The 23,847-nt window shown below is 65.3% G+C and carries 21 protein-coding genes and 2 pseudogenes; 8 read left to right on the top strand and 15 right to left on the bottom strand.

Annotation, left to right across the window (positions count from 1 at the left end; all coding sequences use genetic code 11):
• Window positions 1-46: 46 nt before the first annotated feature.
• Window positions 47-1,027: a nitronate monooxygenase family protein gene (locus tag I1A62_RS32085; protein WP_219456302.1), complete on the top strand. Its 981-nt coding sequence runs from the start codon at window positions 47-49 to the stop codon at window positions 1,025-1,027.
• Window positions 1,028-1,124: 97 nt separating this feature from the next.
• On the top strand, window positions 1,125-2,189 hold the full coding sequence (locus I1A62_RS32080; protein WP_219456300.1) for a LacI family DNA-binding transcriptional regulator: 1,065 nt from the start codon (window positions 1,125-1,127) through the stop codon (window positions 2,187-2,189).
• Window position 2,190: 1 nt separating this feature from the next.
• Here I1A62_RS32080 and I1A62_RS32075 read toward each other — a convergent pair whose 3' ends face one another.
• Window positions 2,191-3,084 (bottom strand): LysR family transcriptional regulator, encoded by an 894-nt coding sequence (locus tag I1A62_RS32075; protein WP_219456299.1) that lies wholly within the window; start codon window positions 3,082-3,084, stop codon window positions 2,191-2,193.
• A gap of 110 nt (window positions 3,085-3,194) precedes the next feature.
• Here I1A62_RS32075 and I1A62_RS32070 point away from each other — a divergent pair, with 110 nt between their 5' ends.
• Complete coding sequence (locus I1A62_RS32070; RefSeq protein ID WP_219456297.1) at window positions 3,195-4,685, top strand: CoA-acylating methylmalonate-semialdehyde dehydrogenase; 1,491 nt, start codon at window positions 3,195-3,197, stop codon at window positions 4,683-4,685.
• 12 nt (window positions 4,686-4,697) lie between these two features.
• Window positions 4,698-5,858, top strand: coding sequence for an iron-containing alcohol dehydrogenase (locus tag I1A62_RS32065; RefSeq protein ID WP_219456296.1), 1,161 nt, complete (start codon window positions 4,698-4,700; stop codon window positions 5,856-5,858).
• Between the two features lie 167 nt (window positions 5,859-6,025).
• Here I1A62_RS32065 and I1A62_RS32060 read toward each other — a convergent pair whose 3' ends face one another.
• From I1A62_RS32060 to I1A62_RS32025, 8 genes and pseudogenes are all read right to left on the bottom strand, one after another.
• Window positions 6,026-6,865: a mycofactocin-coupled SDR family oxidoreductase gene (locus tag I1A62_RS32060; RefSeq protein WP_124396311.1), complete on the bottom strand. Its 840-nt coding sequence runs from the start codon at window positions 6,863-6,865 to the stop codon at window positions 6,026-6,028.
• A 70-nt stretch (window positions 6,866-6,935) separates the two neighbouring features.
• Window positions 6,936-8,387 (bottom strand): aldehyde dehydrogenase, encoded by a 1,452-nt coding sequence (locus I1A62_RS32055; RefSeq protein ID WP_225858538.1) that lies wholly within the window; start codon window positions 8,385-8,387, stop codon window positions 6,936-6,938.
• Between the two features lie 942 nt (window positions 8,388-9,329).
• Window positions 9,330-10,652 carry an MFS transporter gene (locus I1A62_RS32050; protein ID WP_219456294.1) on the bottom strand — a complete coding sequence of 441 codons (1,323 nt, stop codon included), beginning with the start codon at window positions 10,650-10,652 and terminating at the stop codon, window positions 9,330-9,332.
• 163 nt (window positions 10,653-10,815) lie between these two features.
• Window positions 10,816-11,029: pseudogene (locus I1A62_RS47320) on the bottom strand (IS701 family transposase); the annotation flags it as partial.
• Window positions 11,030-11,210: 181 nt separating this feature from the next.
• Window positions 11,211-11,491: pseudogene (locus tag I1A62_RS32040) on the bottom strand (transposase); the annotation flags it as partial.
• Between the two features lie 263 nt (window positions 11,492-11,754).
• A complete protein-coding gene (locus I1A62_RS32035) occupies window positions 11,755-12,576 on the bottom strand; it encodes a PhzF family phenazine biosynthesis protein (RefSeq protein WP_219456292.1) in 822 nt (273 codons plus the stop codon).
• Between the two features lie 87 nt (window positions 12,577-12,663).
• On the bottom strand, window positions 12,664-13,158 hold the full coding sequence (locus I1A62_RS32030; RefSeq protein ID WP_012691631.1) for a DUF3830 family protein: 495 nt from the start codon (window positions 13,156-13,158) through the stop codon (window positions 12,664-12,666).
• A 69-nt stretch (window positions 13,159-13,227) separates the two neighbouring features.
• The gene (locus I1A62_RS32025; RefSeq protein ID WP_219456291.1) at window positions 13,228-14,469 is read right to left on the bottom strand and encodes an aspartate aminotransferase family protein; all 1,242 of its coding nucleotides are present in this window, start codon (window positions 14,467-14,469) and stop codon (window positions 13,228-13,230) included.
• 115 nt (window positions 14,470-14,584) lie between these two features.
• Here I1A62_RS32025 and I1A62_RS32020 point away from each other — a divergent pair, with 115 nt between their 5' ends.
• Window positions 14,585-16,033 carry an NAD-dependent succinate-semialdehyde dehydrogenase gene (locus I1A62_RS32020; protein ID WP_219456289.1) on the top strand — a complete coding sequence of 483 codons (1,449 nt, stop codon included), beginning with the start codon at window positions 14,585-14,587 and terminating at the stop codon, window positions 16,031-16,033.
• A gap of 4 nt (window positions 16,034-16,037) precedes the next feature.
• On the opposite strand, the gene hsaB is transcribed toward I1A62_RS32020, so the two are convergent.
• Genes hsaB through hsaA form a run of 4 tightly spaced genes read right to left on the bottom strand, consistent with a single transcriptional unit; the run spans window position 16,038 to window position 19,586 of the window.
• Window positions 16,038-16,616, bottom strand: a complete 579-nt coding sequence (gene hsaB / locus I1A62_RS32015) for a 3-hydroxy-9,10-secoandrosta-1,3,5(10)-triene-9,17-dione monooxygenase reductase subunit (RefSeq protein ID WP_219461541.1) — start codon at window positions 16,614-16,616, stop codon at window positions 16,038-16,040.
• Between the two features lie 5 nt (window positions 16,617-16,621).
• Complete coding sequence (gene hsaC / locus I1A62_RS32010) at window positions 16,622-17,524, bottom strand: iron-dependent extradiol dioxygenase HsaC (protein ID WP_219456287.1); 903 nt, start codon at window positions 17,522-17,524, stop codon at window positions 16,622-16,624.
• Window positions 17,524-18,402 (bottom strand): 4,5:9,10-diseco-3-hydroxy-5,9,17-trioxoandrosta-1(10),2-diene-4-oate hydrolase, encoded by an 879-nt coding sequence (gene hsaD / locus I1A62_RS32005; RefSeq protein WP_219456285.1) that lies wholly within the window; start codon window positions 18,400-18,402, stop codon window positions 17,524-17,526. Before hsaD ends, hsaC begins: the two co-directional genes overlap by 1 nt.
• Window positions 18,403-18,410: 8 nt before the next feature.
• A complete protein-coding gene (gene hsaA, locus I1A62_RS32000; protein ID WP_308340757.1) occupies window positions 18,411-19,586 on the bottom strand; it encodes a 3-hydroxy-9,10-secoandrosta-1,3,5(10)-triene-9,17-dione monooxygenase oxygenase subunit in 1,176 nt (391 codons plus the stop codon).
• 190 nt (window positions 19,587-19,776) lie between these two features.
• Here hsaA and I1A62_RS31995 point away from each other — a divergent pair, with 190 nt between their 5' ends.
• The 3 genes from I1A62_RS31995 (at window position 19,777) to I1A62_RS31985 (ending at window position 21,828) form a co-directional block, all read left to right on the top strand.
• On the top strand, window positions 19,777-20,961 hold the full coding sequence (locus tag I1A62_RS31995; protein ID WP_219456283.1) for a Rieske 2Fe-2S domain-containing protein: 1,185 nt from the start codon (window positions 19,777-19,779) through the stop codon (window positions 20,959-20,961).
• Between the two features lie 2 nt (window positions 20,962-20,963).
• Window positions 20,964-21,311, top strand: a complete 348-nt coding sequence (locus tag I1A62_RS31990) for a hypothetical protein (RefSeq protein WP_219456281.1) — start codon at window positions 20,964-20,966, stop codon at window positions 21,309-21,311.
• Window positions 21,312-21,450: 139 nt separating this feature from the next.
• Window positions 21,451-21,828 (top strand): VOC family protein, encoded by a 378-nt coding sequence (locus tag I1A62_RS31985; protein ID WP_072939361.1) that lies wholly within the window; start codon window positions 21,451-21,453, stop codon window positions 21,826-21,828.
• A gap of 28 nt (window positions 21,829-21,856) precedes the next feature.
• Here I1A62_RS31985 and dmpG read toward each other — a convergent pair whose 3' ends face one another.
• Entirely contained in the window at window positions 21,857-22,900 is a 1,044-nt protein-coding gene (gene dmpG / locus I1A62_RS31980) for a 4-hydroxy-2-oxovalerate aldolase (RefSeq protein WP_219461537.1), read from the bottom strand.
• Window positions 22,901-22,944: 44 nt separating this feature from the next.
• Window positions 22,945-23,847 carry an acetaldehyde dehydrogenase (acetylating) gene (locus I1A62_RS31975; RefSeq protein WP_219456280.1) on the bottom strand — a complete coding sequence of 301 codons (903 nt, stop codon included), beginning with the start codon at window positions 23,845-23,847 and terminating at the stop codon, window positions 22,945-22,947.

Genomic DNA, 23,847 nt, shown 5'->3' with positions numbered 1-23,847 from the left:
CCTTTCAACTCCCACCCTGACCGACAAATCACAACCGAGGAAGCACATGTTCACCAACACCTTCACCGAGACCTTCGGGATCGAGCACCCCATCGTGTGCGGCGGCATGACCGCCGTCGGCACCGCCGACCTGATCAGCGCGGTGGCCAACGTCGGCGCACTCGGATTCCTCACCGCCCTGACCCAACCGACCCCCGAGGCACTGGTCAAGGAGATCGCCCGCTGCCGCGACCTCACCGACAAACCGTTCGGCGTCAACCTCACCATCCTGCCCACCATCCAACCCGTCCCCTACGACGACTACCGCGACGCCATCGTCGACAGCGGCATCACCATCGTCGAAACCGCCGGCGGCAACCCGGCCCCGCACCTGCCGACCTTCAAGGCCGCGGGTGTCAAGGTGATCCACAAGGCGGTCTCGGTCCGGCACGCCGTCAAGGCCGAGCACCTCGGCGTCGACGCGATCAGCATCGACGGCTTCGAATGCGCCGGACACCCCGGCGAAGACGACGTCCCCGGCCTCGTGCTCATCCCCGCCGCCGCCCGGGCCCTGACCATCCCGATCATCGCCAGCGGCGGAATCGCCACCGGAGCCGGACTCGTCGCCGCCCTCGCACTCGGTGCCTCCGCCGTCAACATGGGCACCCGATTCATGGCCACCACCGAAGCGCCCATCCACCACAACGTCAAACAGCAGATCGTCGACAACACCGAACGCGACACCCGAATTGTGTTCCGCGAGTTCCACAACACCGCACGCGTCGCCCGCAACTCGGTCTCCGAAGAGATCGTCGACCTGTCCCGTCGCCCGGGTGCCAGCTTCGACGACATCGCCCATCTCGCCAGCGGCGCTCGCGGTCGCGAGCAGGTGTACGGCAACGGCGACGTCGAAGGCGGCCTCTGGTGGGCAAGCCAGGCCCAGGGCCTGATCCACGACATCGGCAGCTGTGAGGAGGTAGTCGACTCGATCCTCACAGACGCACAACACATCATCACCCGAACATTGCGCGACCAACTCGCCGGCTGAACGGGTCTTCTCACGCGACACCTGACACCCCGAAGACGCGCGCGGTCCGGCCGATAAGCTGGGCCGGGTAACCGCGTGACGGAGAGGATCGGCATTCGTGACCACGATGCACGACGTTGCCCGGGCGGCAGGCGTGTCCCAGGCGGCGGTCTCGTATGCGTACAACCAGCCTCACAAGCTGTCCGCAGCCCGGCGCGCCCATATCTTCCAGGTGGCCGCGGAACTCGGCTACGCCGGCCCCAACCCCGCCGGGCGCAACCTGCGCACCGGGCAGGTCGGTGCGCTGGGGCTGATGATCACCGACTCGTTGCGCTACGCCTTCGACGATCCGGCCACCTCACAGTTGCTGAAGGGCATCTCGGAAGTCGGTGAACTCGCCGAGGTCGCGCTGACGCTGCTGCCCTGCCCACTCGAGTCCACCCGGGTGGCCGAGGGTTCCGGGGTGCTGGTGCGCGGCGCGGTGGACGGCTTCCTCGCGTACGCGATGCCGGAGGGCCACCCCGGTATGCAGACGGCGATGAGCCGCCGGCTGCCAATCGTCGTGATCGACGGGCCGAATCCGGGCGGGCTGCCGCGGGTCGGAATCCGGGATCGGGAGGCCGCGAAGGAGATCGCGGAGCACGTGCTGTCGCTCGGGCACCGCCGTGTCGGGTTTCTCGTCGACCGCCTCGTGCCCGACGGCAAGGGCGGGCGCGTCGACGCCGCCCGCACCCGGGCAGCCCGCGACCACGTGATGAAGGAACGCCTCGCCGGCTACGCGTCCGCGTGCCGCAAATTCAAGGTCCCGTGGTCCACCGCCGTGGTCGTCGAAGCAGGCGGGTTCGACTACGAGTTGTCCCGCACCGCCGTCGAGACGCTGCTCGACGCCGGACCCGTGACCGCCGTCGTCGCAGCCTCCGACCTGCTGGCCCTCGCCGCGATCGACGTCGCCCAGGAACGCGGCCTCCGGGTGCCCGAGTATTTGTCGGTGGTCGGTTTCGACGACATTCCCGCGGCCCGAGCCGCGGGACTCACGACGGTTCGGCAACCCCTCGTCGGTAAGGGCCGCGAGGCCGCGCAACTGCTGCTCGACATCATCGGCGGCGGCGCGGGACGGGAAATCACGCTGCCCACCGAACTCGTCGTCCGCGAGAGCGCCGGACCGGCTCCCGCGGATCAGTGAGTTAACCTGCTGCGCCGCGTAGTTCGGGATTTCCGTCGACGATGGAGTAGAGCGCCTCGGTGATCGCCTTGACCCGGGCCAGGCGGGTCAGTTCCCGCGGCACCACCAGCCAGTAGGTGCGGTGGGCGATGAAGTCGTCGGTGAGGATCGGCACGAGGTCCTCGTCGAGCGCCCCGATGTAACTCGGCAGTGGCGCGATCCCGACGCCGTGCTTCACCGCCTGGTAGTGACCGGCGATGTTGTTGGTCTGGATCTGCGCCTGGAAATCCGGAATCAGCGCGTCGAGGATGCGCAGCGGTTCGACGTCGAGGAACGCGTCCACGTACCAGATCAGCGTGTGATGGCGCAGATCCTCGAGGGCCGTGATGGGGTCGTGCTCGCTCAGGTAGTGCCGTGACGCGTACAGGCGGAGGTCGTACTCCGCCAGTTTGCGGACCACCACGGACCGCGGCGAGGGTCGTTCGAGGGTGACGGCGATATCGAAGTCGCGCCCGGTCAGCAGGTCGTGGGTGGTCGACGTGACGAGTTCGGTGAACAGATCGGGGTGCTCGAACCGCACCGCCGCGAGACCCGGCACCAGCACGAACGACCCGAAACCGTCGGGCGTGATGATCCGGACGGTGCCGGTCAGCCCGCCCCGCGACGACGTCTCGTCGAGAGCGGCGAGGACCGCGGTCTCCACCGCTTCGGCGTGGGGAACCAGCCGCCTGCCCGCTTCGGTGAGCTGCCATCCCGACACCCCGCGGTCGAAAAGCCGGGTGCCCGTGTCCTTCTCGAGTCGGGTGATTCTCCGCGAGACGGTCGTGTGATCGACACCGAGTCGCTTCGCCGCGTCGGCGAGGCGGCCGGTTCTCGACAACTCCAGGAGGTAACGCATGTTGTCTGCGGTAAACATCGCCCTCACCCTCGTGCAAATCTGCAGTCCGAAGTGCCATTTTACTCGTTGACGCAGGCATTGTTGCCCAGCAGACTCGTGGTCACCCCACCTTTCCAGGAGTACATCCCATGGCCGTCATCTCCCATTGGCTCAACAACAAGACCTTCCCCGGCACCAGCGGCAACACCGCCCCCGTCACCAACCCGGCCACCGGCGCCGTCACCGGTCAGGTCGCGTTGGCCAGTGTCGAAGACGCCCGCGCCGTCATCGACTCGGCCGCCGCCGCGTTCCCCGCCTGGCGTGATACTTCGCTGGCCAAGCGCACCCAGATCATCTTCAAGTTCCGGGAACTGCTCAACGAGCGCAAGGGTGAACTCGCCGAGATCATCACCTCCGAACACGGCAAGGTCGTCTCCGACGCCCTCGGCGAAGTCTCCCGCGGCCAGGAGGTCGTCGAATTCGCCTGCGGCATCGCCCACCTGCTCAAGGGCGGCATGACCGAAAACGCCTCCACCAACGTCGACGTCTCCTCCCTCCGCCAACCCGTCGGCCCCGTCGGCATCATCTCCCCCTTCAACTTCCCCGCCATGGTCCCGATGTGGTTCTTCCCCATCGCCATCGCCACCGGCAACACGGTGGTGTTGAAGCCGTCCGAGAAGGACCCCACCGCCGCCATATGGATGGCCGAACTCTGGGCCGAAGCCGGACTCCCGGCAGGCGTGTTCAACGTGCTGCAGGGCGACAAGACCTCCGTCGACGAACTCCTCACCAACCCCGCCATCAAGGCCATCAGCTTCGTCGGCTCCACCCCCATCGCCCAGTACGTCTACGCCACCGGCACTGCCCACGGCAAACGCGTCCAGGCCCTCGGCGGCGCGAAGAACCACGCCATCGTCCTGCCCGACGCCGACCTCGACCTCGCCGCCGACGCCATGGTCAACGCCGGCTTCGGATCCGCGGGCGAGCGCTGCATGGCCATCAGTGCTTTGGTTGCGGTCGGGGACATCGCCGACGAGTTGGTCGCCAAAATCACCGAACGCACCAACACGTTGAAGATCGGCGACGGCACCAAAGACTCCGACATGGGCCCGCTGGTGACCAAGGTGCACCGCGACAAGGTCGCCTCCTACATCGACGCCGGCGAGGCCGCCGGGGCCACCATCGTCGTCGACGGCCGGCGGGTGCAGGCCAACGGCGGCAAGGACGGATTCTGGCTCGGACCGACCCTCATCGACCACGTCACCACCGACATGTCCGTCTACACCGACGAGATCTTCGGACCCGTCCTCTCCGTCATCCGCGTCGAGAGCTACGACGAAGCCCTCGAACTGGTCAACTCCAGCCAGTTCGGCAACGGCACCGCCATCTTCACCAACGACGGCGGCGCCGCCCGCCGATTCCAGAACGAGGTCGAGGTCGGCATGGTCGGCATCAACGTCCCCATCCCCGTCCCCATGGCCTACTACTCCTTCGGCGGCTGGAAGAACTCCCTGTTCGGCGACACCCACGCCCACGGCGCCGAAGGCGTCCACTTCTTCACCCGCGGCAAGGTCGTCACCACCCGCTGGCTCGACCCCAGCCACGGCGGCCTCAACCTCGGCTTCCCCCAGAACGCATAAGGAACCTCTCCCATGAGCGCACACCTCTCACTCCCCCGGTTCGCCCGGATCGGGGCCGGAGCAGTCGACGAGATCGGCTCGGTCGTCGACCAATTGGGTCTGCAGAGACCGGTTCTCGTCACCGACTCCTACCTCGTCGGCACCGGCGCGGCCGACCGGGTGATGGCCCTCCTGAGGTCGGTGGGCCAGGATCCGGCCCTGTTCGACGGCACGGTGCCCGACCCCACCACCGATTCCCTGGCGGACGGGCTGAGGATCGTCGCCGAGCACCGGGCGGATTCGGTGATCGGATTCGGCGGCGGCAGTCCGATGGACACCGCGAAGGCGCTGGCCGTGCTGTCCGCGAACGGCGGCGAGATGCGCTCGTACAAGGCACCGCACGTGTACACCGGGAAGGCGCTGCCGATCATCGCGATCCCGACCACCGCAGGCAGCGGCTCCGAAGCGACACAGTTCACGGTCATCAGCGACAGCGCGTCCGACGAGAAGATGCTGTGCCCCGGGCTGTCGTTCCTGCCGATCGCCGCGATCGTGGATTTCGAACTCACGATGTCGATGCCGCCGCGACTGACCGCCGACACCGGAATCGATGCCCTCACCCATGCCATCGAGGCGTATGTCAGCAAGAAGGCCCAGCCGTTCACCGACGGACTCGCTCTCGCCGCGATCCGCACCATCGGCAAGCACATCCGCACGGCCTACGCGGACGGTGAGAATCGCACCGCGCGGGAAGCGATGATGGTCGCGTCCACCCAGGCCGGCATGGCGTTCTCCAACTCGAGCGTGGCGCTGGTCCACGGGATGAGCCGGCCGATCGGTGCGCATTTCCATGTCGCACACGGGCTTTCGAATGCCATGCTGCTTCCCGCGATCACAGCGTTCTCCGTACAGGGCGCGGAGAGCCGCTACGCCGACTGCGCGCGGGCGTTCGGCGCCGCGTCGGAATCGGCAGGCGACTCCGTCGCCGCACAGTTCCTCGTCGAGACACTGAGCACGCTCTGTCACGATCTGAAGGTGCCGACCCCGCTCGAATACGGGATCGATCGCGACGCCTGGGACGGCCTGGTCCCCTTGATGGCAGAGCAGGCGCTGGCGTCCGGATCACCCGGCAACAACCCGGTCGCGCCCACCGCCGAGCAGATCGAGACGCTGTACGCGGAGGTCTTCGGCTAGGTACTACAGTCGCGTTCAGGGCAGGTGTCCCCGGGCTCGACAGTGGCATCGTCGGGCGCGGTGTTGATGGCACCGCAGGAAAGAAGCCACGATTGGAGGTGCCGCCACGCGGGACAGGAGGCTGTCCCGCGTCCGCGCGACAGTGAACTTTCGTCGAAAGCCCGGAATCAGTACGCACCGATTTTCTGAAGGAATCCGGCGTCGACAGGGAGCGTCACGCCCGTGATGTAGCGAGCCTGATCGGAGCTCAGCCAGACGAGGGCATTTGAGATGTCCACTGGCTCCACCCAGGGAACCGGAAGGATGTTGAGCGACTGCAGACCCGGCGCGAACACAGCTTCGGGATCGGCGGCATCCGGGTTGAACAGCTTCCGCATCTGATCATGGTGCAGGAGGTTTGTGTTCACAGCCGTCGGCTGAATATTGTTGGCGCGAATACCATGCCGGCCCACTTCGTTGGCCAGCGTACGAGTCAGCCCCACAACAGCGTGTTTCGCGGCAACGTAGTGCCCAAGATTTTCGAATCCCATAGCGCCACCCGTCGAACTGGTCATCACCACGGATCCACCGTTTCCGGCCTCGATCATTCGCGGTACGGACGCTTTGACTGCGTGCCACACACCGGTGAGCGCGACATCGATCATGTCTTTCCACTGTTCGGCGGTCAACTCCCACAACGTGTTAGCGCTCCAGATACCGGCATTGGCCGCGACAATGTCAAGCCTGCCGAACTCTCTGTATCCGGCGTCCACCGCAGCCGTCAGAGCAGACAGATCGCGCACATCGGCCTTGAGCGCCACCACACGCTTGCCCTGCTTCTCCACAAGCCGAGCCGTTTCATCGAGATCTTCCTGACTCGAAAGCGAGTACGGCACCGAATCGATGTTTTCGCAGATGTCGACCGCAATGATGTCCGCGCCTTCCTCTGCCAGCCTGATTGCGTGTGACCGCCCCTGCCCTCGTCCTGCCCCGGTAACGAAAGCAACTTTTCCCTCGACAGTTCCCATTGCGAAATCTCCTTCTTCACTTGTTTCGAACTTTCGAACGTGCATTTGGTGTGACGGCCGCCCATACGATCTACAGTGAAATCATCACGTTCTTGAGCCGCGTGAATTCCGTGACACCAGCGATGCCGCCCGCTCGGCCGTAGCCGCTGTCCTTTACTCCGCCGAACGGGGCGCCTGTAACACCAGGCGCCATGCCTCCGTTGATTCCGATGTTTCCTGTGTCCAACTCGGCGGCTACTCGCAATGCGCGCGAAAGATCCGACGTGTGAACGTAACCGGCAAGTCCGAATGACGAGTCGTTGGCGATTGCGATTGCTTCGTCGTCCTCGTGGAAGCGCATCACCGACAACACCGGACCGAATACTTCCTCTCGCGAGATCTCTGCGGAGTTCGATGCCTCGAATAGGGTCGGCTGAACGTGGAATCCGGGAGACTCTATACGTCCGCCACCGGTGAGTAACCGAACGGAGCTGTCATGCTTGGCTCGTTCGATCATGCTGAGAACTCGGTCCTGTGCTGACTTGTTGATCACCGGACCCATATCCGTTCTCGGATCTGACGCGTCACCGACCTGGAGTGCGTCGAGGCCCTGCACGACCAACTCGACATAGTCGTCGTAGATCGAGTCGTGAACGATGAATCGCGACGCGAGCGTGCACGCCTGCCCGGCGTTGTAGACGAGCCAGCCGATCGCATCTCCGGCGGCCTTACGCACGTCGGTGTCGGCGAACACTAGATCAGCAGACTTTCCACCGAGTTCGAGGAGCGCCGATTTCCCGGTCGCTGCGCACCCGGCGGCTACTTTTCGCGAGGTCCCAACGCTTCCGACGAAGCTGATCTTGTCCACACCAGGGTGACGCACCAAGGCTTCGCCAGCCTCGGCCGTGCCCGGAAGAACATTGACTACACCGGCGGGAATGCCTGCCTCGATGCACAGGCGGCCAAAGACATCCGAACTGAAGGGCGCCAGTTCGGAGGGCTTGAGGATCACAGTGCAGCCAGCTGCCAACGGAGACGAGACGCTCAGCCCGATCTGGCCGACCGGTCCATTCCATGGAATAATCACTCCTACAACACCAATCGGCTCAACGAGTGTGTAGTCGAAGACGGCGCCAGGCTTGGTCGGCACTACGGTGCCTGCTAGCTTGTCCGCCAGACTGGCCGCATACTCGAGCCCACCCAAGAGCAGTGGAAGCATTCCACCGGTGGACACCGGAATACCGGTCTCCAACGACTCGATGGTCAGCAGTTCGTCGGCATGATCAGCTAGCAGTGCGGCGAGCTTGTTCAGAATCCGACGGCGATCGGCCGGATCCCATCGGCGCCACTCATGGAAGGCCGATCGGGCGGCTTCAACCGCTTCGTCGACCTCGGATGCTCCCGCGAGCGGGACCAATCCCTGGACTTGCCCTGTCGAGGGGTTCACGTGCTCGTACGTCCCACCCGACCCGGCGGTGCGGCGTTCACCTCCGATCCACAGTCCTGCCGTCAACGTTTCGCGCATCCCACCGATTGTCGTCATCGCCATACCAACCTTCATCCAGGCTTCACTTAATCATAATTCTTATGATCAATATGACAGTCAGTGCAGAAAGTGTCAACGGTCTCATCGGAGTCGAGCAAGGCCGTGATGTAAAACCCCACAACGCATCTTGGCGGGCGCTTGCGTGCCGAGAACGGCGAGGAATTCAAACACGCTCCCGGAAGCCTCGAACCGAGGTTGCCCCTTGGAAGTGGACACCCGGACTTCATGCGGCGACCGACGACGTCAGACGACGCGATCAATCGTTGTTCGAACTCCGCTGGGGTGAGATCTCCGAGGAGGAGTGGCGGCAACGCCGATTGAAGTACGAGAACGCTCGAACGTTGGAAGAATGACTCGGCGAGGACATTTGTCGTAACTTCGACCGGTTATTCGAGCCTGCGGGATCCGCAATGTCGTGCGGAATGGTTCATCACTGTCGCGGTGAACCACCTTCCACCACCCACATGCGGCGTCGACGTCGCGACATTCAGATATTAGGCAATCGACCAGATAGCGATCCCCACCACAGCATCGAGCCGGCCAAGGCCATGCCTGGTGGGTGGCCAAGCGCAATCGGCGGCTGGCGGCACTTGACGGAGTTGTGAACCTCGACGATCGTGCGAACGTTACCGGGGGACATTGCGGCGGTGCCGGCCCTGCACTCCGGGGTGTACCGCGTCCTCCGACGGCGGACCGGACTTCACCATTCGACATGAACTACCTCCTACACGAGGTGCCCACCAAAGGGATCCACTCCAGTTTGCACACTCCGACTTCTTTCGCACGTGATTTCGGTGTAGACCGATCGCGGTGCGGTGTATCGGATGTTCTGGATCGCAGGGCGTTCCGGGGTGCCAGCCGATGTGATCTCGGGATCTTCCACGTCACGTAGAGACCTTCACAATTCCCGCTGACGTTTTCCGCGTTCCATCTTCGCCATCAGGGCGTGGCGTCACCCGACGCGTCCAAGAGCACGGCCTTCCCACGCGGGGCCGCCTCCATGTAGTCGCGGTCACGGATCACCATCAAACCTATGAGGGAAACACAGCCCAACGCGACAAAGTAGTACATCGGCGACGAGGGATCACCAGTTCGCTCGATAAGCCACGCGGCGACTAGCGGAGCACTTCCTCCAAAGATCGCCACAGGCAAGTTGTATCCAATGGCGATACCCGTCGACCGGGTCCGCACTGGAAGGATTTCCGTAACGAGGGCAAATGTCGACGAGGCATAAAGACCAAAGGTGGCCGCCATCGCCAGCAGGGGAAGAATCAGCTGACCCGGAGTCGATGTTGGGGAGACCCAGAAGAACCACAGCATAGAGAGGATGGAAAGCACTCCGGCAGCCATGAGGAACTTTCGGCGGTCGTGGCTATCGGTATAGCGGCCCCCGAGTGGCATCATGATCGCAGCCACAACGGTGGCTGCGGTGACGAGACCGAATCTAGCTCCCGTGCCGAACTCGAGGTACTGCGTGAAATACGTCGATGTGAAGGTCAGAACCAAGTAGAAATAGGAATTCATCAGCGTGACGATCGCGAAAACTATGACAATCGGACGCAGATTGGAATTGATCTCTCGAAGGGGAGACACAGCCAAATTACCATCTCGCTGCAGTTCCAAAAACTCCGGCGTTTCCTCGATCTTGGCTCGGATGATGAGCGCGATGACCCCAAGCGGCCCGGTGAGCAGGAACGGCAGTCGCCAGCCCCACTCACTCATGGCACTAGCCCCGACAAGGACCGCCAGACCGTTTGCGAAAAGACTTCCGAACAGAAGCCCAATGACTGACCCCATTACAACCAGGCTTGTGCCCCAGCCGCGCCTGCCCGCGCCAGCGTATTCTGCCATAAAGCTTGTCGCGGTTCCCATCTCGCCGCCCGCCGACAATCCTTGAATACATCGGACCACGACCAGCAGTGCGGGTGCAACAATGCCCACCCGTTCGTACGTCGGAAGCAGTCCGACAGCGAACGTTGACGCAGACATGAGTCCAACAATGGACACCAGGACGGCCTTTCGTCCGATCCGGTCGGCAAGCGGGCCGAAGACGAGCCCGCCGAGAGGACGAACAAGGAACGAAAGAGCAAAGACCGCAAGGCTGTTGAGCAACGCGGCGGAAGGGTTCTCCGAGACGAAGAAGTTGCCAGCGATATACACGGCCAGGAAGCCGTAGACCCCGTAGTCGTACCACTCGATGACGTGACCAGCGAGTGCGCCAGCGAATGCCCTACGCCGCGTGCGCGCGTGCACCAAAGCCATGGTTCACCTCCATTTTAGTTGATTATAATCATTATGCAGATAAGCCTAAAAGGATGATAATATTCAATCTCGTGCAGCGCAAGAGTGTGCAGCGACTTGTGGCCTGAATAGATCTGCCGGGCAGGTCCTTCACTTGCCCGCAGAGCCTCGGCATCCGTCCACGACGCAGGCTCGTCAGAAGGGCGGCTGCGGCCATCGACAAGGTGATGTGCCGGTACCAGGCCGGGTACCCGCGGACCTGATAGTGGTCGACTCCGGTCTCGTTCTTGGTGGTGTGAAAGCACTCCTCGATCGCCCAGCGACTGCCGGCCACCCAGCCCAACCCGGCGGGTTCGGTCGGCGGGACCGAAGCAGTTGTAGTAGGCGATCTCGTCAGGGTCGGCGATCACGGTGTGGCTCGGCACTGCCGCGGCTCCATCGAGATCACCATCTGTAACCTGTCGAGCGGCGAGAACGTATGCCACACTGCGGAATTCGAACCACAGTCGAATCTTGCCGACGTGGCCGTAAGTTTCGTCGCCGTTGGAATTACCAAACAACCGCCCCGACATCGAGGGCTCGGTCGATCAGCGTTCGACCCGCCGGGGTGGCACAGGTCGAGAACACCCCGATCCGGCAGTTCTCGGGCCAGCCAGCGGTCCCCGAGTACTGGCGTGCAACCCCGGCCGAGCGGGTGCCCTTCTTCAGGAACCCGGTCTCGTCGAGAATCAATACACCGGACGGATTCGCGAGGTGCTCGACCGCGTAATCGCGTACGTCGTAGCGGACAGCGTCGGGATCCCAGTCCGCCGTCGAAAGCAGTCGCCGCATCCGTCCGGCAACCGATCACCCGCGTGTTCGGACGGGTCCACGAATATTCCGCTCCCCGCCCGAGAGCAGCCCCTGCAGTATTCCACCGCATGCTTGCGGGGCTCGGACCTGGCGAAACGATGCCCGATCAAGGAATCGATCTCCGCCGGCCCCTCCGCACCTCAGCCACGCACACATACTGCGCACACACGGACGATGCATCCTGCGACTCTCGGAACTTGTGCCGACACACTGACAAGATCAAAATAGGCGCGGTTGTAGTACGAGGCAGCGGTGCCGTCCGGAGCTAGCGCTAGAACTCGACGGTTCCCCTGAGGTACCGCCGGTACGCCCCGGACAGGTAGACGCGGTCGCCGCGCACGTCGCAGTGAACGGTTCCGCCGCGCGCCGACAGTTGCCGTCCGACGAGGCTGCCCCGCCCCAGCGTGGCAGCCCAGTACGGCGCGATCTGCGAGTGCGCGGAACCGGTCACCGGGTCCTCCTTCACGCCGGCCGCGGCACCGAACCATCGCGACACGAAATCGACCCCGTCCGCGTCCGATGCCGCGGTCACGACGACGCCGCGCACCTTCAACGGGCTGATCACGGCGAAGTCGGGGGTCATCGACGCGATGTCGTGTTCGGATTCCGCGACGAACACGAGATCGGTGGCCTCCAGGCACTCCCGCACCGGGATGCCGAGTGCTGCGACGATCCGGGGATCGGCCGGGATCGGCACCGGCGGTTCGGCCGGGAAGTCCATCACCAGCGTCGCATCCGGTCCGCGGTCGACGGTCAGCCAGCCGCTCCGCGTCCAGAACTGGATCCGGTCGGCATCCGGGTGGACGTCCTCGAGGATCTGCGCGGCGGCGGCGAGCGTCGCATGACCGCACAGGTCCACCTCGACCACCGGCGTGAACCACCGCAGGTGATACGCCGGATGCGCCGGGTCGTGAGGCGTCGCATCCGCGGGAAGGCGCGCGGTGTAGAACGCCGTCTCGGACAGATTGTTCTCTTCGGCGAGTTGCTGGAGAACCGCATCGTCCAGCCAGTCGGTCAGCGGCATGATCGCCGCCGGGTTGCCCTCGAACGGTCCGGCGGCGAATGCGTCGATCTGATGGATGTCCAGCTTCATAACGTCCGATGGTGGCGGATACCCCTACGGTCGTCGAGGGCCATCCCGCACACTCTGGACCGGTCACACCTCGAGCCGTCACACGAGTCAGGCCCGGGCGAAGCTCATCGTCTCGCCTTCGACGCCGCGCATCCACAGGTCGTTGCACGCGGCCGCCAGTTCCGGCAGACCCTCCTCGATGGCGGCGAACACGTTGCCCGGCACCCAGCCGACGTCGCCGTTGAGCAGCAGGTTGTTGCGGCCGTAGAAGATCGCGAGGTCGGTAGCCCCCTGCGCGGCGTGCGCCTCGGAGCCGGGCTCGTACCCGTAGGCGGAGTTGCCGATCTCCCACGGCTCGAAGTCGAACAGGCACACGTCCCCGGGAATCGGTGTGACGGTGGGATTTTCCCGCCGCGGTGCCGCCGTGATCCGCGGGATCAGCGTGTACACCTCGTTGCGCGCGTACTTGGCGTGGTACGCGTCGCCGCTCTGCGGAAGGACGTCCCAGACGGCGTCGCACGTGAGCGGCGCGTCCTCGTCGAGAAGCCGGGCGCGGCACGTCACGCCGCGCTTGTCCAGGGTGATGGTGATGTAGCGAGCCATGTATGCCTCCTTCGGAGCCCGTGAGTACTTGTTAACCGCCCGCGGTTAACAAGTACTCACGGGTGCTGGTCACACTTCGTCGAGTACCTCGGACCAGATCTTCAGGGCGTCCTCGATCTGGTCCGCCGTCACGATGAGCGGTGGAATCATCCGTACCACGTTCATGTGGGCGCCGCAGGTCAACAGCAGCAACCCCTTCTTCGCTGCCAGTTGCTGCGCCGCAGCCGCTTTCGCACGGTCCGCGGTGCCGTCGGCGGCGGTGAACTCGCTGCCCACGAGCAGCCCGAGGCCGCGGACGTCGCCGATCCCGTCGATGGCCTTCCGGCGGGCACCGTCGAGCAACTGCGCGCCCCGGGCGGCGGCGTTGGCGACGAGGTCTTCCTTCTCGATGACGTCGAGCGTCGCGATCGCGGCCGCGCAGGAGACGGCGTTGCCGCCGTAGGTTCCGCCCTGCGACCCCGGCCAGCCCTTGGACATCAGCTCCTCGGACGCCGCGATGCCCGACAGCGGAAAGCCACTGGCCAGACCCTTGGCGATGGTGATGATGTCGGGGCGGACGTCGAAGTGCTGATGCCCGAAGAACTTGCCCGTGCGTCCGAACCCGGTCTGGATCTCGTCGATGACGAGCAGGATGCCGTACCGGTCCGCGCGTTCGCGGAGTCCCTGGAAGAACGCGGTGTTGCCGGGCACGTACCCGCCCTCGCCGAGCACCGGTTCGACGACGAACGCGGCCGTCTCGTTCGGCGCGGTGAGCGTCGCGAAGATGTAGTCGAGTTCCTTGAGCGCGAACGCGGTGGCCTCCTCCTCGGACCAGCCGTAGCGGTACGCGTTGGGGAACGGTGCCACGTGCACCCCGCCCATCAGCGGGCTGAAGCCGGCCGAGAACCGGGTGCCGGACGTGGTCATCGTCGCCGTCGCGACGGTGCGTCCGTGGAATCCGCCGTGGAAGACGATCACGTTGGGCCTGCCGGTCGCCTGCCGCGACAGTCGCAGCGACGCCTCCACGGCCTCGCTGCCGGAGTTCGCGAAGAACAGCGAGTCGAGCCCTTCGGGCAGCACCGACCCCAGGCGGTCGACGAGTTCGAGCATCGGCTGGTGCATGACCGTGGTGTATTGGCCGTGGATCAGGGAGCCGACCTGCCTGCGGGCGGCCTCGACGACGTGCGGGTGGCAGTGCCCGGTACTGGTGACGCCGATGCCCGCGGTGAAGTCGAGATAGCGGCGGCCGTCGGTGCCGTAGAGGTAACAACCTTCACCGTGATCGACCGTCACGGGTGTGGCCTGAGCGAGCAGTGGAGATAGCCGAGTCACGGGTAACCCTCCCACGCGTAGATGCCGTCGGATGTCGGCAAAGTGCATTGTCAGATTGTTGACAATATGTATAACATGGGGGCGTCCCTACGGCAACGGAGAACGGGGAAAAATCATGCTCGAGGACGCAGCAATCGGATCGGTGCAGACCGGCCTGTTCATCGGCGGCAAGTGGCGCGACAGTGCGCGCACCATGCCGGTCCACGACCCGTCCACCGGACAACTCCTGTGCACGGTCGCCGACGCCGACGCCGCGGAGGCCCGCGAGGCGCTCGACGCCGCGGTGGCCGCGCAACCGTCGTGGGCGGCCACCACGCCCCGCGAACGCAGCACCATCCTCATGAACGCGCACCGTCTGCTGCTCGAGAACGTCGACCGGCTCGCACTGGTCATGACACTCGAGATGGGCAAGCCTCTCGCCGAGGCGCGTGGCGAAATCGCCTATGCCGCAGAGTTCTTCCGCTGGTTCGCCGAGGAAGCCGTCCGCATCGACGGCGGCTACACGACGGCGCCGGGCGGCGGATCACGATTCCTCGTCACCAAACAGCCCGTCGGGCCGAGCCTGCTCATCACCCCGTGGAACTTCCCGATGGCGATGGGCACCCGCAAGATCGGGCCCGCGATCGCCGCGGGCTGCACGTCCGTCATCAAACCGGCCGCCCAGACGCCGCTGTCGATCCTGGCGCTCGCCGACATCCTCACCGAGGCCGGGCTGCCGGACGGCGTCGTCAACGTCGTCACCACGTCCAGCCCCGACGAGGTCATCACGCCCCTCATCCTCGACGGCCGGGCCCGCAAGCTGTCGTTCACCGGTTCGACCAAGGTCGGGAAGCATCTGCTGGAACTGTGCGCCCGCACCGTGATGCGCACGTCCATGGAACTCGGCGGCAATGCGCCGTTCCTCGTGTTCGACGACGCGAATCTCGACGACGCCGTCGACGGGGCGATGGCCGCGAAGATGCGCAACATCGGCCAGGCCTGCACGGCCGCCAACCGCATCCTCGTGCACAGTTCGGTCGCCGAGGAATTCACCCGCAAACTCACGCAGCGGATGGAGGCCCTGCCCGTCGGGCGCGGCACCGAGGACGGCGTCGTCGTCGGACCGCTGATCGACGAGGCCGCCGTCGCCAAGGTGAGCAGCCTCGTCGCGGACGCGATCGACCGCGGCGCCACCGTACTCACCGGAGGCGAGGCACTCGACCGCCCGGGCAACTTCTACCCGGCGACGGTACTGACGGGCGTGCCCGACGACGCCGAGATGTGCCACAACGAGATCTTCGGCCCGGTCGCCGCGATCAGTACGTTCGAGACCGAGGCCGAGGCCGTCGAGCGCGCCAACGACACTCCGTACGGGCTGGTGGCCTACGTGTACACCGAGAGCCTCAAGCGCGGCATCCGCGTGTGCGAGGCGCTGGAGTCGGGCATGGTCGGGCTCAACCAGGGTGTCGTGTCGAACCCGGCCGCACCGTTCGGCGGTGTGAAGGAATCCGGTCTCGGACGCGAGGGCGGGACCACCGGTATCGACGAGTTCCTCGAGACCAAATACATCGGGGTCGCCGTCTAGATATCTAGAGCCAGGTGTCTTCCGACGACGTGGTGAGGAACGCCTCGAGGTCGTCCCGCCACGGCGCGGGCACGGTCTTGTCCGGTTCGATGCCGGTGTACTGACCGCGGTAGAACAGCAACGGCCGCTCCTCCCTGATCTCGCTCAGGGAGGAGACCCGGCCGAACGCCACCCAGTGGTCCCCGCCGTCGTGCACGCTCTCGAGCGAGCAGTCGATGTGGGCGAGCGACCCGGTGAGGATCGGCGAACCCAGCGGCGACGCCGTCCAGTCGATTCCGGCGAACTTGTCCGGTTCGCGGGATCCGAACCGGGCGCACGTCGACTGCTGCTCTTCCGCGAGCACGTTGACGCAGAACACGCCGCTGCGCTCGATCGCCGCCCACGACCGCGACGTCTTCGTCGGGCAGAACAGCACCAGCGGCGGTTCCAGCGACAGCGCGGCGAACGACTGGCAGGCGAACCCCACCGGTTCGCCGTCGTCGACGGTCGTGATGATGGTGACCCCGGTGCAGAACTGGCCGAGCACCGTCCGGAACCGTCGCGGGTCGATCGCCTCGGCCGCGACGGCCCCGTCCCCGGTCATCTCGCTCACGGCTGCATCCCGACGCTGAAGTCGTGACCCCACAGGCTGACGGCCGTGCTCTCCCTCGCAATCCAGCTCTCGTCCTCCACCTGACGTCCCTCGCAACCGAATTCGACGTCGAACCCGCCGGGCGTCTTCATGTAGAAGGACAACATCAGGTCGTTGACGTGACGGCCGAGCGTGGCCGACATCTTGACCTTCTTGCGGAGCGCCCGGTCGAGGCACAACCCGACGTCGTCGGAGTTCTCGACCTCGATCATGAGGTGCACGATGCCACTGGGCGTGGGCATCGGCAGGAACGCGAGGCTGTGGTGCCGCGGATTGCAGCCGAAGAACCGCAACCACGCCGGTTTGCCGTCGGCGGGCCGCCCGACCATCTGCGGGCGCAGCCGCATCGAGTCGCGCAGGCGGAAGCCGAGGACGTCGCGGTAGAAGTGCAGCGACGCCTCGTCGTCCGTCGTCGAGAGGACGACGTGCCCGAGCCCCTGCTCACCGGTGACGAACTTGTGCCCGTACGGGCTGACCACCCGCCGATGCTCGAGGGCCGCGCCGTGGAACGCCTCGAGCGTGTTGCCGGACGGGTCTTCGAATGTGATCAGCTCGTCGACCCTGCGGTCCTGCAGTTGTTCTGCCGTGCCCTCCTTGAACGCGACGCCGGCCGCGGACAGGTTGTCGCGAACCTCCTGCAGCTCCGCCGCATTCGCCGTCTCCCAGCCCGACACCGACAGCCGATCGTGCTCCCCCGGGAAGATCACGAGACGAGCCGGGAAGTCGTCCATCCGCAGATACAGGGCGTCCGGGTCGGAACCCTTGCCCTCGACCATGCCGAGCACCTTGAGACCGTATTCGCGCCACGCGGCCATGTCGGTGGCCTCGATGCGCATGTATGCCAGTGAACGAATACTCATCACTTACCCTCGTCCAGGAGGAAATCGGTTGCCAGACGGTTGAACTCGTCGAACTTCTCCAGCTGCGCCCAGTGTCCGCAGCCGCCGAAGACGTGCAGCTGCGCCCGCGGGATCATCTTCAGCGCCACCAGTGCACCGTCGAGCGGGTTGACTCGGTCTTCGCGACCCCAGATCAGCAGCACCCGCTGGCGCAGCTTGTAGGCATCGCGCCAGAGCATGCCCAGTTCGAAGTCTGCCGAGGAGAACGACTTTCCCATCGCCTTCGCCGCGGCGAGCGACTCGGGGGTGCTCGCGGCGGCGAACCGTTCGTCGATCAGGTCGTCGGTGATCAGCTTCTGATCGAACACCATGATGCGCAGGAACGCCTCGAGGTTCTCGCGGGTGGGCTGGTAGCCGAACCTGCCGAGGTTCTTCACACCCTCGGTCGGGTCCGGAGCGAACAGGTTGACGCTCAGCCCGCCCGGCCCCATCAACACCAGCCGGCCGGCGCGGTCCGGGTAGTCCAGCGCGAAACGCACTGCGGCACCGCCACCGAGAGAATTGCCGAGCAGGTGGACGCGTCCACCGATGCCGAGGGTGTCGAGCAGATCCTTCAGCGCGGACGCACTGTGCACGAAGTACTGCGGGTGCTCGGTCGGCTTGTCCGACAACCCGTATCCCGGCTGGTCGACGGCGAGCACGTGGAACTTCTCGGCGAGGACCGGGATGTTCCTGGCGAAGTTCGACCACGACGACGCACCGGGACCGCCGCCGTGCAGCAGCACGATCGTGGTGTCGTTGCCGACGCCGGCCTCATGGTAGTGCAACTTCAGGTCGGGCCGGACCTGGGCGAACTTCGAGGTGGACTCGAACGTGAGGGCTTCTTCGGTCGTCGTCACGTGTTCTCCTAGACCATCGTGTCGGTGATGGGCAGCCCGAATTCGCCTGTGCCGTACATGACGTAGGCGCGCTCGGGATCGTTGGCCGCGTGGACGCGTCCGGCGTGCGCATCCCGCCAGAACCGCTGCAGCGGGGTGCCGTTGGCCAGCGCGGTGGCCCCCGAACTCTCGAACAGTTTGTCGATGGACGAAATGGCGCGGCCGGTGGCGCGCACCTGGTCGCGGCGCGCCCGCAGTCGCAGCTCGAACGGGACCTCGCGGCCGTCGACGAGCAGCGCGTATTCGTCGGCGACGTTGCCGGACAACTGCCGCCACGCGGCGTCGATGTCGCTCGAGGCCTCGGCGATGCGGACCTTCGCGAACGGGTCGTCCTTCGCCTTCTCGCCGGCGAACGCTGCGCGGACCCGCTTGCCCTGGTGCTCGACGTGGGCGTCGTAGGCGCCGTAGGCCATTCCGACGATCGGCGCGGAGATGGTGGTGGGATGGATTGTTCCCCAGGGCATCTTGTAGACGGGCGCGGAGTTGCGCTCGAGCCCGGGAGCGGTGAGGGTGCTCATCGCCTTGAAGCTGAGGACGCGGTGCCGCGGGACGAACACGTCCTCGACCACGACGGTGTTGCTGCCGGTTCCGCGGAGCCCGACCACGTTCCACACGTCGTCGATCCGGTAGTCCTCGCGGGGGATCAGGAAGCTGACGAAGTCGACGGGGCGGCCGTCCTTGATGACGGGGCCGCCGAGCACCGCCCAGGTGGCGTGATCACAGCCGGACGACCAGGCCCACGCGCCGTTGACCGTGTACCCGCCGTCGACGACCTGCCCTGCGCCCATCGGCGCGTACGACGACGAGATGCGGACGTCGGTGTCGTTGCCCCACACGTCCTCCTGCGCCTGCCGAGAGAACAGCGCGAGGTGCCAGTTGTGGACACCGATGATCGACGAGACCCACCCGGTGGAACCGCACGCGCTCGCGATCTTCCGCACCGCGGAGTAGAAGAGCACCGGATCCGCCTGATATCCACCCCACTGTTCGGGCTGGAGCAACCGGAAGAATCCGGTCTCCTGGAGCGCCTTCATGGAATCGTCGGGGATACGACGGAGATCCTCGGTCTCCTGTGCCCGCTCTCGCAGCGTCGGCAGTAGTGCGTCGAGCCGCTGCATCACCTCGTGACTGTCATGGTCACCCACAGGACGCTCCTGTCTCGTTCGATGGTTCACCTGTCTTCTGAGACTAGAACACGTTCCCATTTATGTCGAGATACCGGCAAAGGTGCTGTTTGACGGCCCGGGTCTGGAAGAAAGCCCCCGAAAATCTGGCGGATCGTGGCGAAGTTCTATAACGTGTTCTACTAACAGCATGAAGGGATGTGAGGGCACAATGGCGCAGATTCGCGAGATCGATGTGGGCACGGTCCAGACGCGCTTCGCGCGTGGTTGGCACTGCCTCGGTTTGACCAAGACGTTCACGGACGGCAAACCGCATTCGATCGAGGCATTCGGCACCAAACTCGTCGTCTTCGCCGACAGCAAGGGCGAACTGAAGGTTCTGGACGCGTACTGCCGGCACATGGGCGGAGATTTGTCGCAGGGCACCGTGAAGGGCGATTCCGTGGCCTGCCCGTTCCACGACTGGCGCTGGGGCGGCAACGGCAAGTGCACCAGCATTCCCTACGCACGCCGGGTACCCCCGATCGCCCGCACCCGGGCGTGGACCACGCTCGAGCAGAACGGTCAGCTGTTCGTCTGGAACGACCCGGAGGGCAACCCCCCGCCGGAGAACGTCACCATCCCCCGCATCGAGGGTGCCTACAGCGACGACTGGACCGACTGGACCTGGAACTCGATGCTCATCGAGGGCTCCAACTGCCGCGAGATCATCGACAACGTGGTCGACATGGCCCACTTCTTCTACATCCACTACGCGTTCCCGACGTACTTCAAGAACGTCTTCGAAGGCCACATCGCGACGCAGTACCTCAACACGAAAGGTCGCCCCGACGTCGGGATGGCGACGCAGTACGGCATGGAATCGCTGCTGCGCTCCGAGGCCGCGTACTACGGCCCGTCCTACATGATCAATCCGCTGTGGAACAGTTACGGCGGGTACGAGGTCGAGAGCGTTCTCATCAACTGCCACTATCCGGTGACGAACAGTTCGTTCGTGCTCCAGTACGGCGTCACCGTCAAGAAACCCACCGGCATCGACGACGTGACGGCCGACAAACTGGCCGCGAAGTTCACCGAGGGCATCGCCGAAGGCTTCCTGCAGGATGTCGAGATCTGGAAGAACAAGACCAAGATCGACAACCCCCTGCTCTGCGACGAAGACGGTCCGGTCTATCAGCTGCGACGCTGGTACGACCAGTTCTACGTCGACGTCGCCGACGTCACCGACAAGATGACGCAGCGCTTCGAGTTCGAGGTCGACACCACCAAGGCCAACGAGGCCTGGCAGCACGAGGTCGACGAGAACCTGGCCCGACAGAAGGCCGAACGTGAGGCCGCCGAGGGGTCCGAGAAGACGACCGCGGCGCGGTCCGACAGCAGGGAAGCGCAGGTCTGATCATGAGTGCCTCGACCGAATGGGCCAAAGCTCCCGACTTCGCCGGGCAGCCTGCTCGGCTCGAGGCCATTCGAGCGCAGACGGTGGCCGACAAGGCCACCTACCTCGACGACGGCATGAACGAAGTCGAGTGCCGTACGTGCGGAACCTGTGTGCTGGTGCGCAAGAACAGCCTCGAGCACACGAGCGTCCAGTGGACGGACGACCCCGCGAAGACGTGCCCGATCTTCCGGGACGCCGTCGGCGAGGGAAAGTCCACCGCGCTCCGGGAAGGGTGCCCGCGGCTGTGGGACAGCATCGATCACGCGGTGATGGAGGGGTTCATCGACGTGCGAGATCGAGTCGAATAGTCGCCGGTGCCCGCGCGCCCGGGTAGATCGCCCGATGTGACATTCGTGCAGTCAGGAGCTGCACGAATGTCACATCGGGCGCTTACGCTGGAATGTGCCGTCGGACGCGGCGGCGTCAGCCGAACCGCGGAGGCGTGCCATGACAGGCCGAATCGTGCACTTCGAGATCCCCTTCGACGACGGTGACCGCGCACGTGCGTTCTATCGCGACGCATTCGGGTGGGTCATCGCTGAGATCCCTGACATGGAATACAGCATGGTCACCACCGGACCCGTCGGCGAGAGCGGCATGCCCGACGAGCCCGGCTACATCAACGGCGGCATGATGCAGCGCGGGGAGGTGACCTCCCCCGTGGTCACCGTCGACGTCGAGAGCATCGAATCCGCCCTCGAACGGATCGAATCCCTCGGCGGGAAGACCGTCACCGGCAGAACACCCGTCGGGAACATGGGTTTCGCCGCGTACTTCACCGATTCCGAGGGCAACGTCGTCGGGCTGTGGGAGACCGCCCGCTGACCCGTGAGTACTTGTTAACCGCCGGACGTTAAGAAGTACTCACGGGCGGCGCAGCCGCATTCTCGCGCTGCAGTTCGAGCGCAATGTCGATGAGCTGGTCTTCCTGGCCGCCGACGAGTTTGCGTTTGCCCGCGCGGACGAGGAGTTCGGCGGACGAGACGCCGTACCGCTCGGCCTGGCGTTCGGCGTGCTTGAGGAAGCTCGAATAGACGCCCGCGTACCCCATCATCAGGGCCTGCCGGTCGAGGAGGCATTCGGCTGGCATCGCGGGCCGCACCACGTCCTCGGCGGCGTCGGCGATGGCGAAGAAGTCGATGCCCGTCTTGACACCGATCTTGTCGCAGACACCGACGATCGCCTCGACCGGCGCGTTTCCGGCACCGGCACCGAATCGTCTTGTGCTGCCGTCGATCTGCTTGGCGCCCGCCCGGATCGCGGCGATCGAGTTGGCCACGCCGAGGCCGAGGTTCTCGTGACCGTGAAAGCCGACCTGCGCGTCGGAGCCGAGTTCCTGCACCAGTGCCTCGACGCGGTCCGACACCTGCTCGAGCACGAGGGCGCCCGCGGAGTCGACGACGTACACGCACTGGCAGCCGGCGTCGGCCATGATGCGGGCCTGCTCGGCGAGCTTCTCCGGTGGGATGGAGTGCGCCATCATCAGGAAGCCGACGGTCTCGAGGCCGCGGTCGCGGGCCAGCCCGAAATGCTGGACGGACACGTCCGCCTCGGTGCAGTGGGTGGCGATGCGGCAGATCGACGCGCCGTTGTCCTGGGCGACGATGATGTCGTCCTTGATGCCGAGGCCCGGCAGCATCAGGAACGCGATCTTCGCGTTCTTCGCCGTGTCGACGGCGATCGAGATGAGTTCCTGCTCCGGCACCTTGGAGAACCCGTAGTTGAACGAGGACCCACCGAGTCCGTCGCCGTGGGTCACCTCGATGACGGGGACCCCGGCGCCATCGAGGGCACCGACGATGGCCCGGACCTCGTCACCGGTGAACTGGTGCCGCTTGTGGTGCGAACCGTCCCGCAGGGAGGTGTCGGTGACGCGGATGTCCCAGCTGCTGCTCATATTTCCCGTCGCTCCGCTCGCCCCTTCGAAATGGACCATAGTGCTCATGCCTCCACACTCAGGAGTTTCTGGGCGATCTCCTCGCCCACCTTGGTTGCCGCCGCGGTCATGATGTCGAGGTTGCCCGCGTACGGCGGCAGGAAGTCGCCTGCACCCTCCACCTCGACGAACGTCGTGACCGTCGCCTGCCCGCCCGACACGACGCTCGGGTCGTCGAACTGGGGTTCGTTCAGTAGCCGGTAGCCAGGGACGTACTGCTGGATGTCCGCCACGACGCGGTGGATGGACTCCGTGATGGCGGCGCGGTCGGCGTCCTCGGGGATCGCGCAGAAGATCGTGTCGCGCATGATCATCGGCGGGTCGGCGGGGTTGAGGATGATGATGGCCTTGCCGCGCTGCGCTCCGCCGATGGTCTCGATGCCGCGGCTGGTGGTCTTGGTGAACTCGTCGATGTTGGCGCGGGTGCCCGGGCCCGCGGAGACGGACGCCACCGACGCGACGATCTCGGCGTAGGGCACGTCGACGACGCGGGAGACGGCGTACACGATCGGGATCGTGGCCTGCCCGCCGCACGTGATCATGTTGACGTTGGGGGCGCCGAGGTGTTCACGCAGGTTCGCGGGCGGGACCACGGCCGGTCCGACGGCGGCGGGGGTGAGATCGACGGCGCGGATGCCCGCGGCCTCGTACCGCGGTGCGGCCTCCCGGTGCACGTACGCCGACGTGGCCTCGAAGACGAGGTCGGGTTTCTCCGGCTGGTTCAGCAACCAGTCGACGCCGTCCGCGGACGTCTCCAGCCCCATCGTGCGGGCCCGTGCCAGGCCCTCGCTCTCGGGGTCGATCCCGATCATCCAGCGGGGTTCGAGCCACTCGGATCGCTGCAGCTTGTAGAGCAGGTCGGTGCTGATGTTGCCCGAGCCGACGATCGCCACACTTGCCTTGGTCAT

Origin of the sequence: Rhodococcus sp. USK10 (genome assembly GCF_019378875.1) — a bacterium.
Classification (GTDB): domain Bacteria; phylum Actinomycetota; class Actinomycetes; order Mycobacteriales; family Mycobacteriaceae; genus Rhodococcus_F; species Rhodococcus_F pseudokoreensis.
The sequence above is the reverse complement of the archived record's forward strand: the minus strand, read 5'-3'. Positions and strand labels throughout refer to the sequence as shown.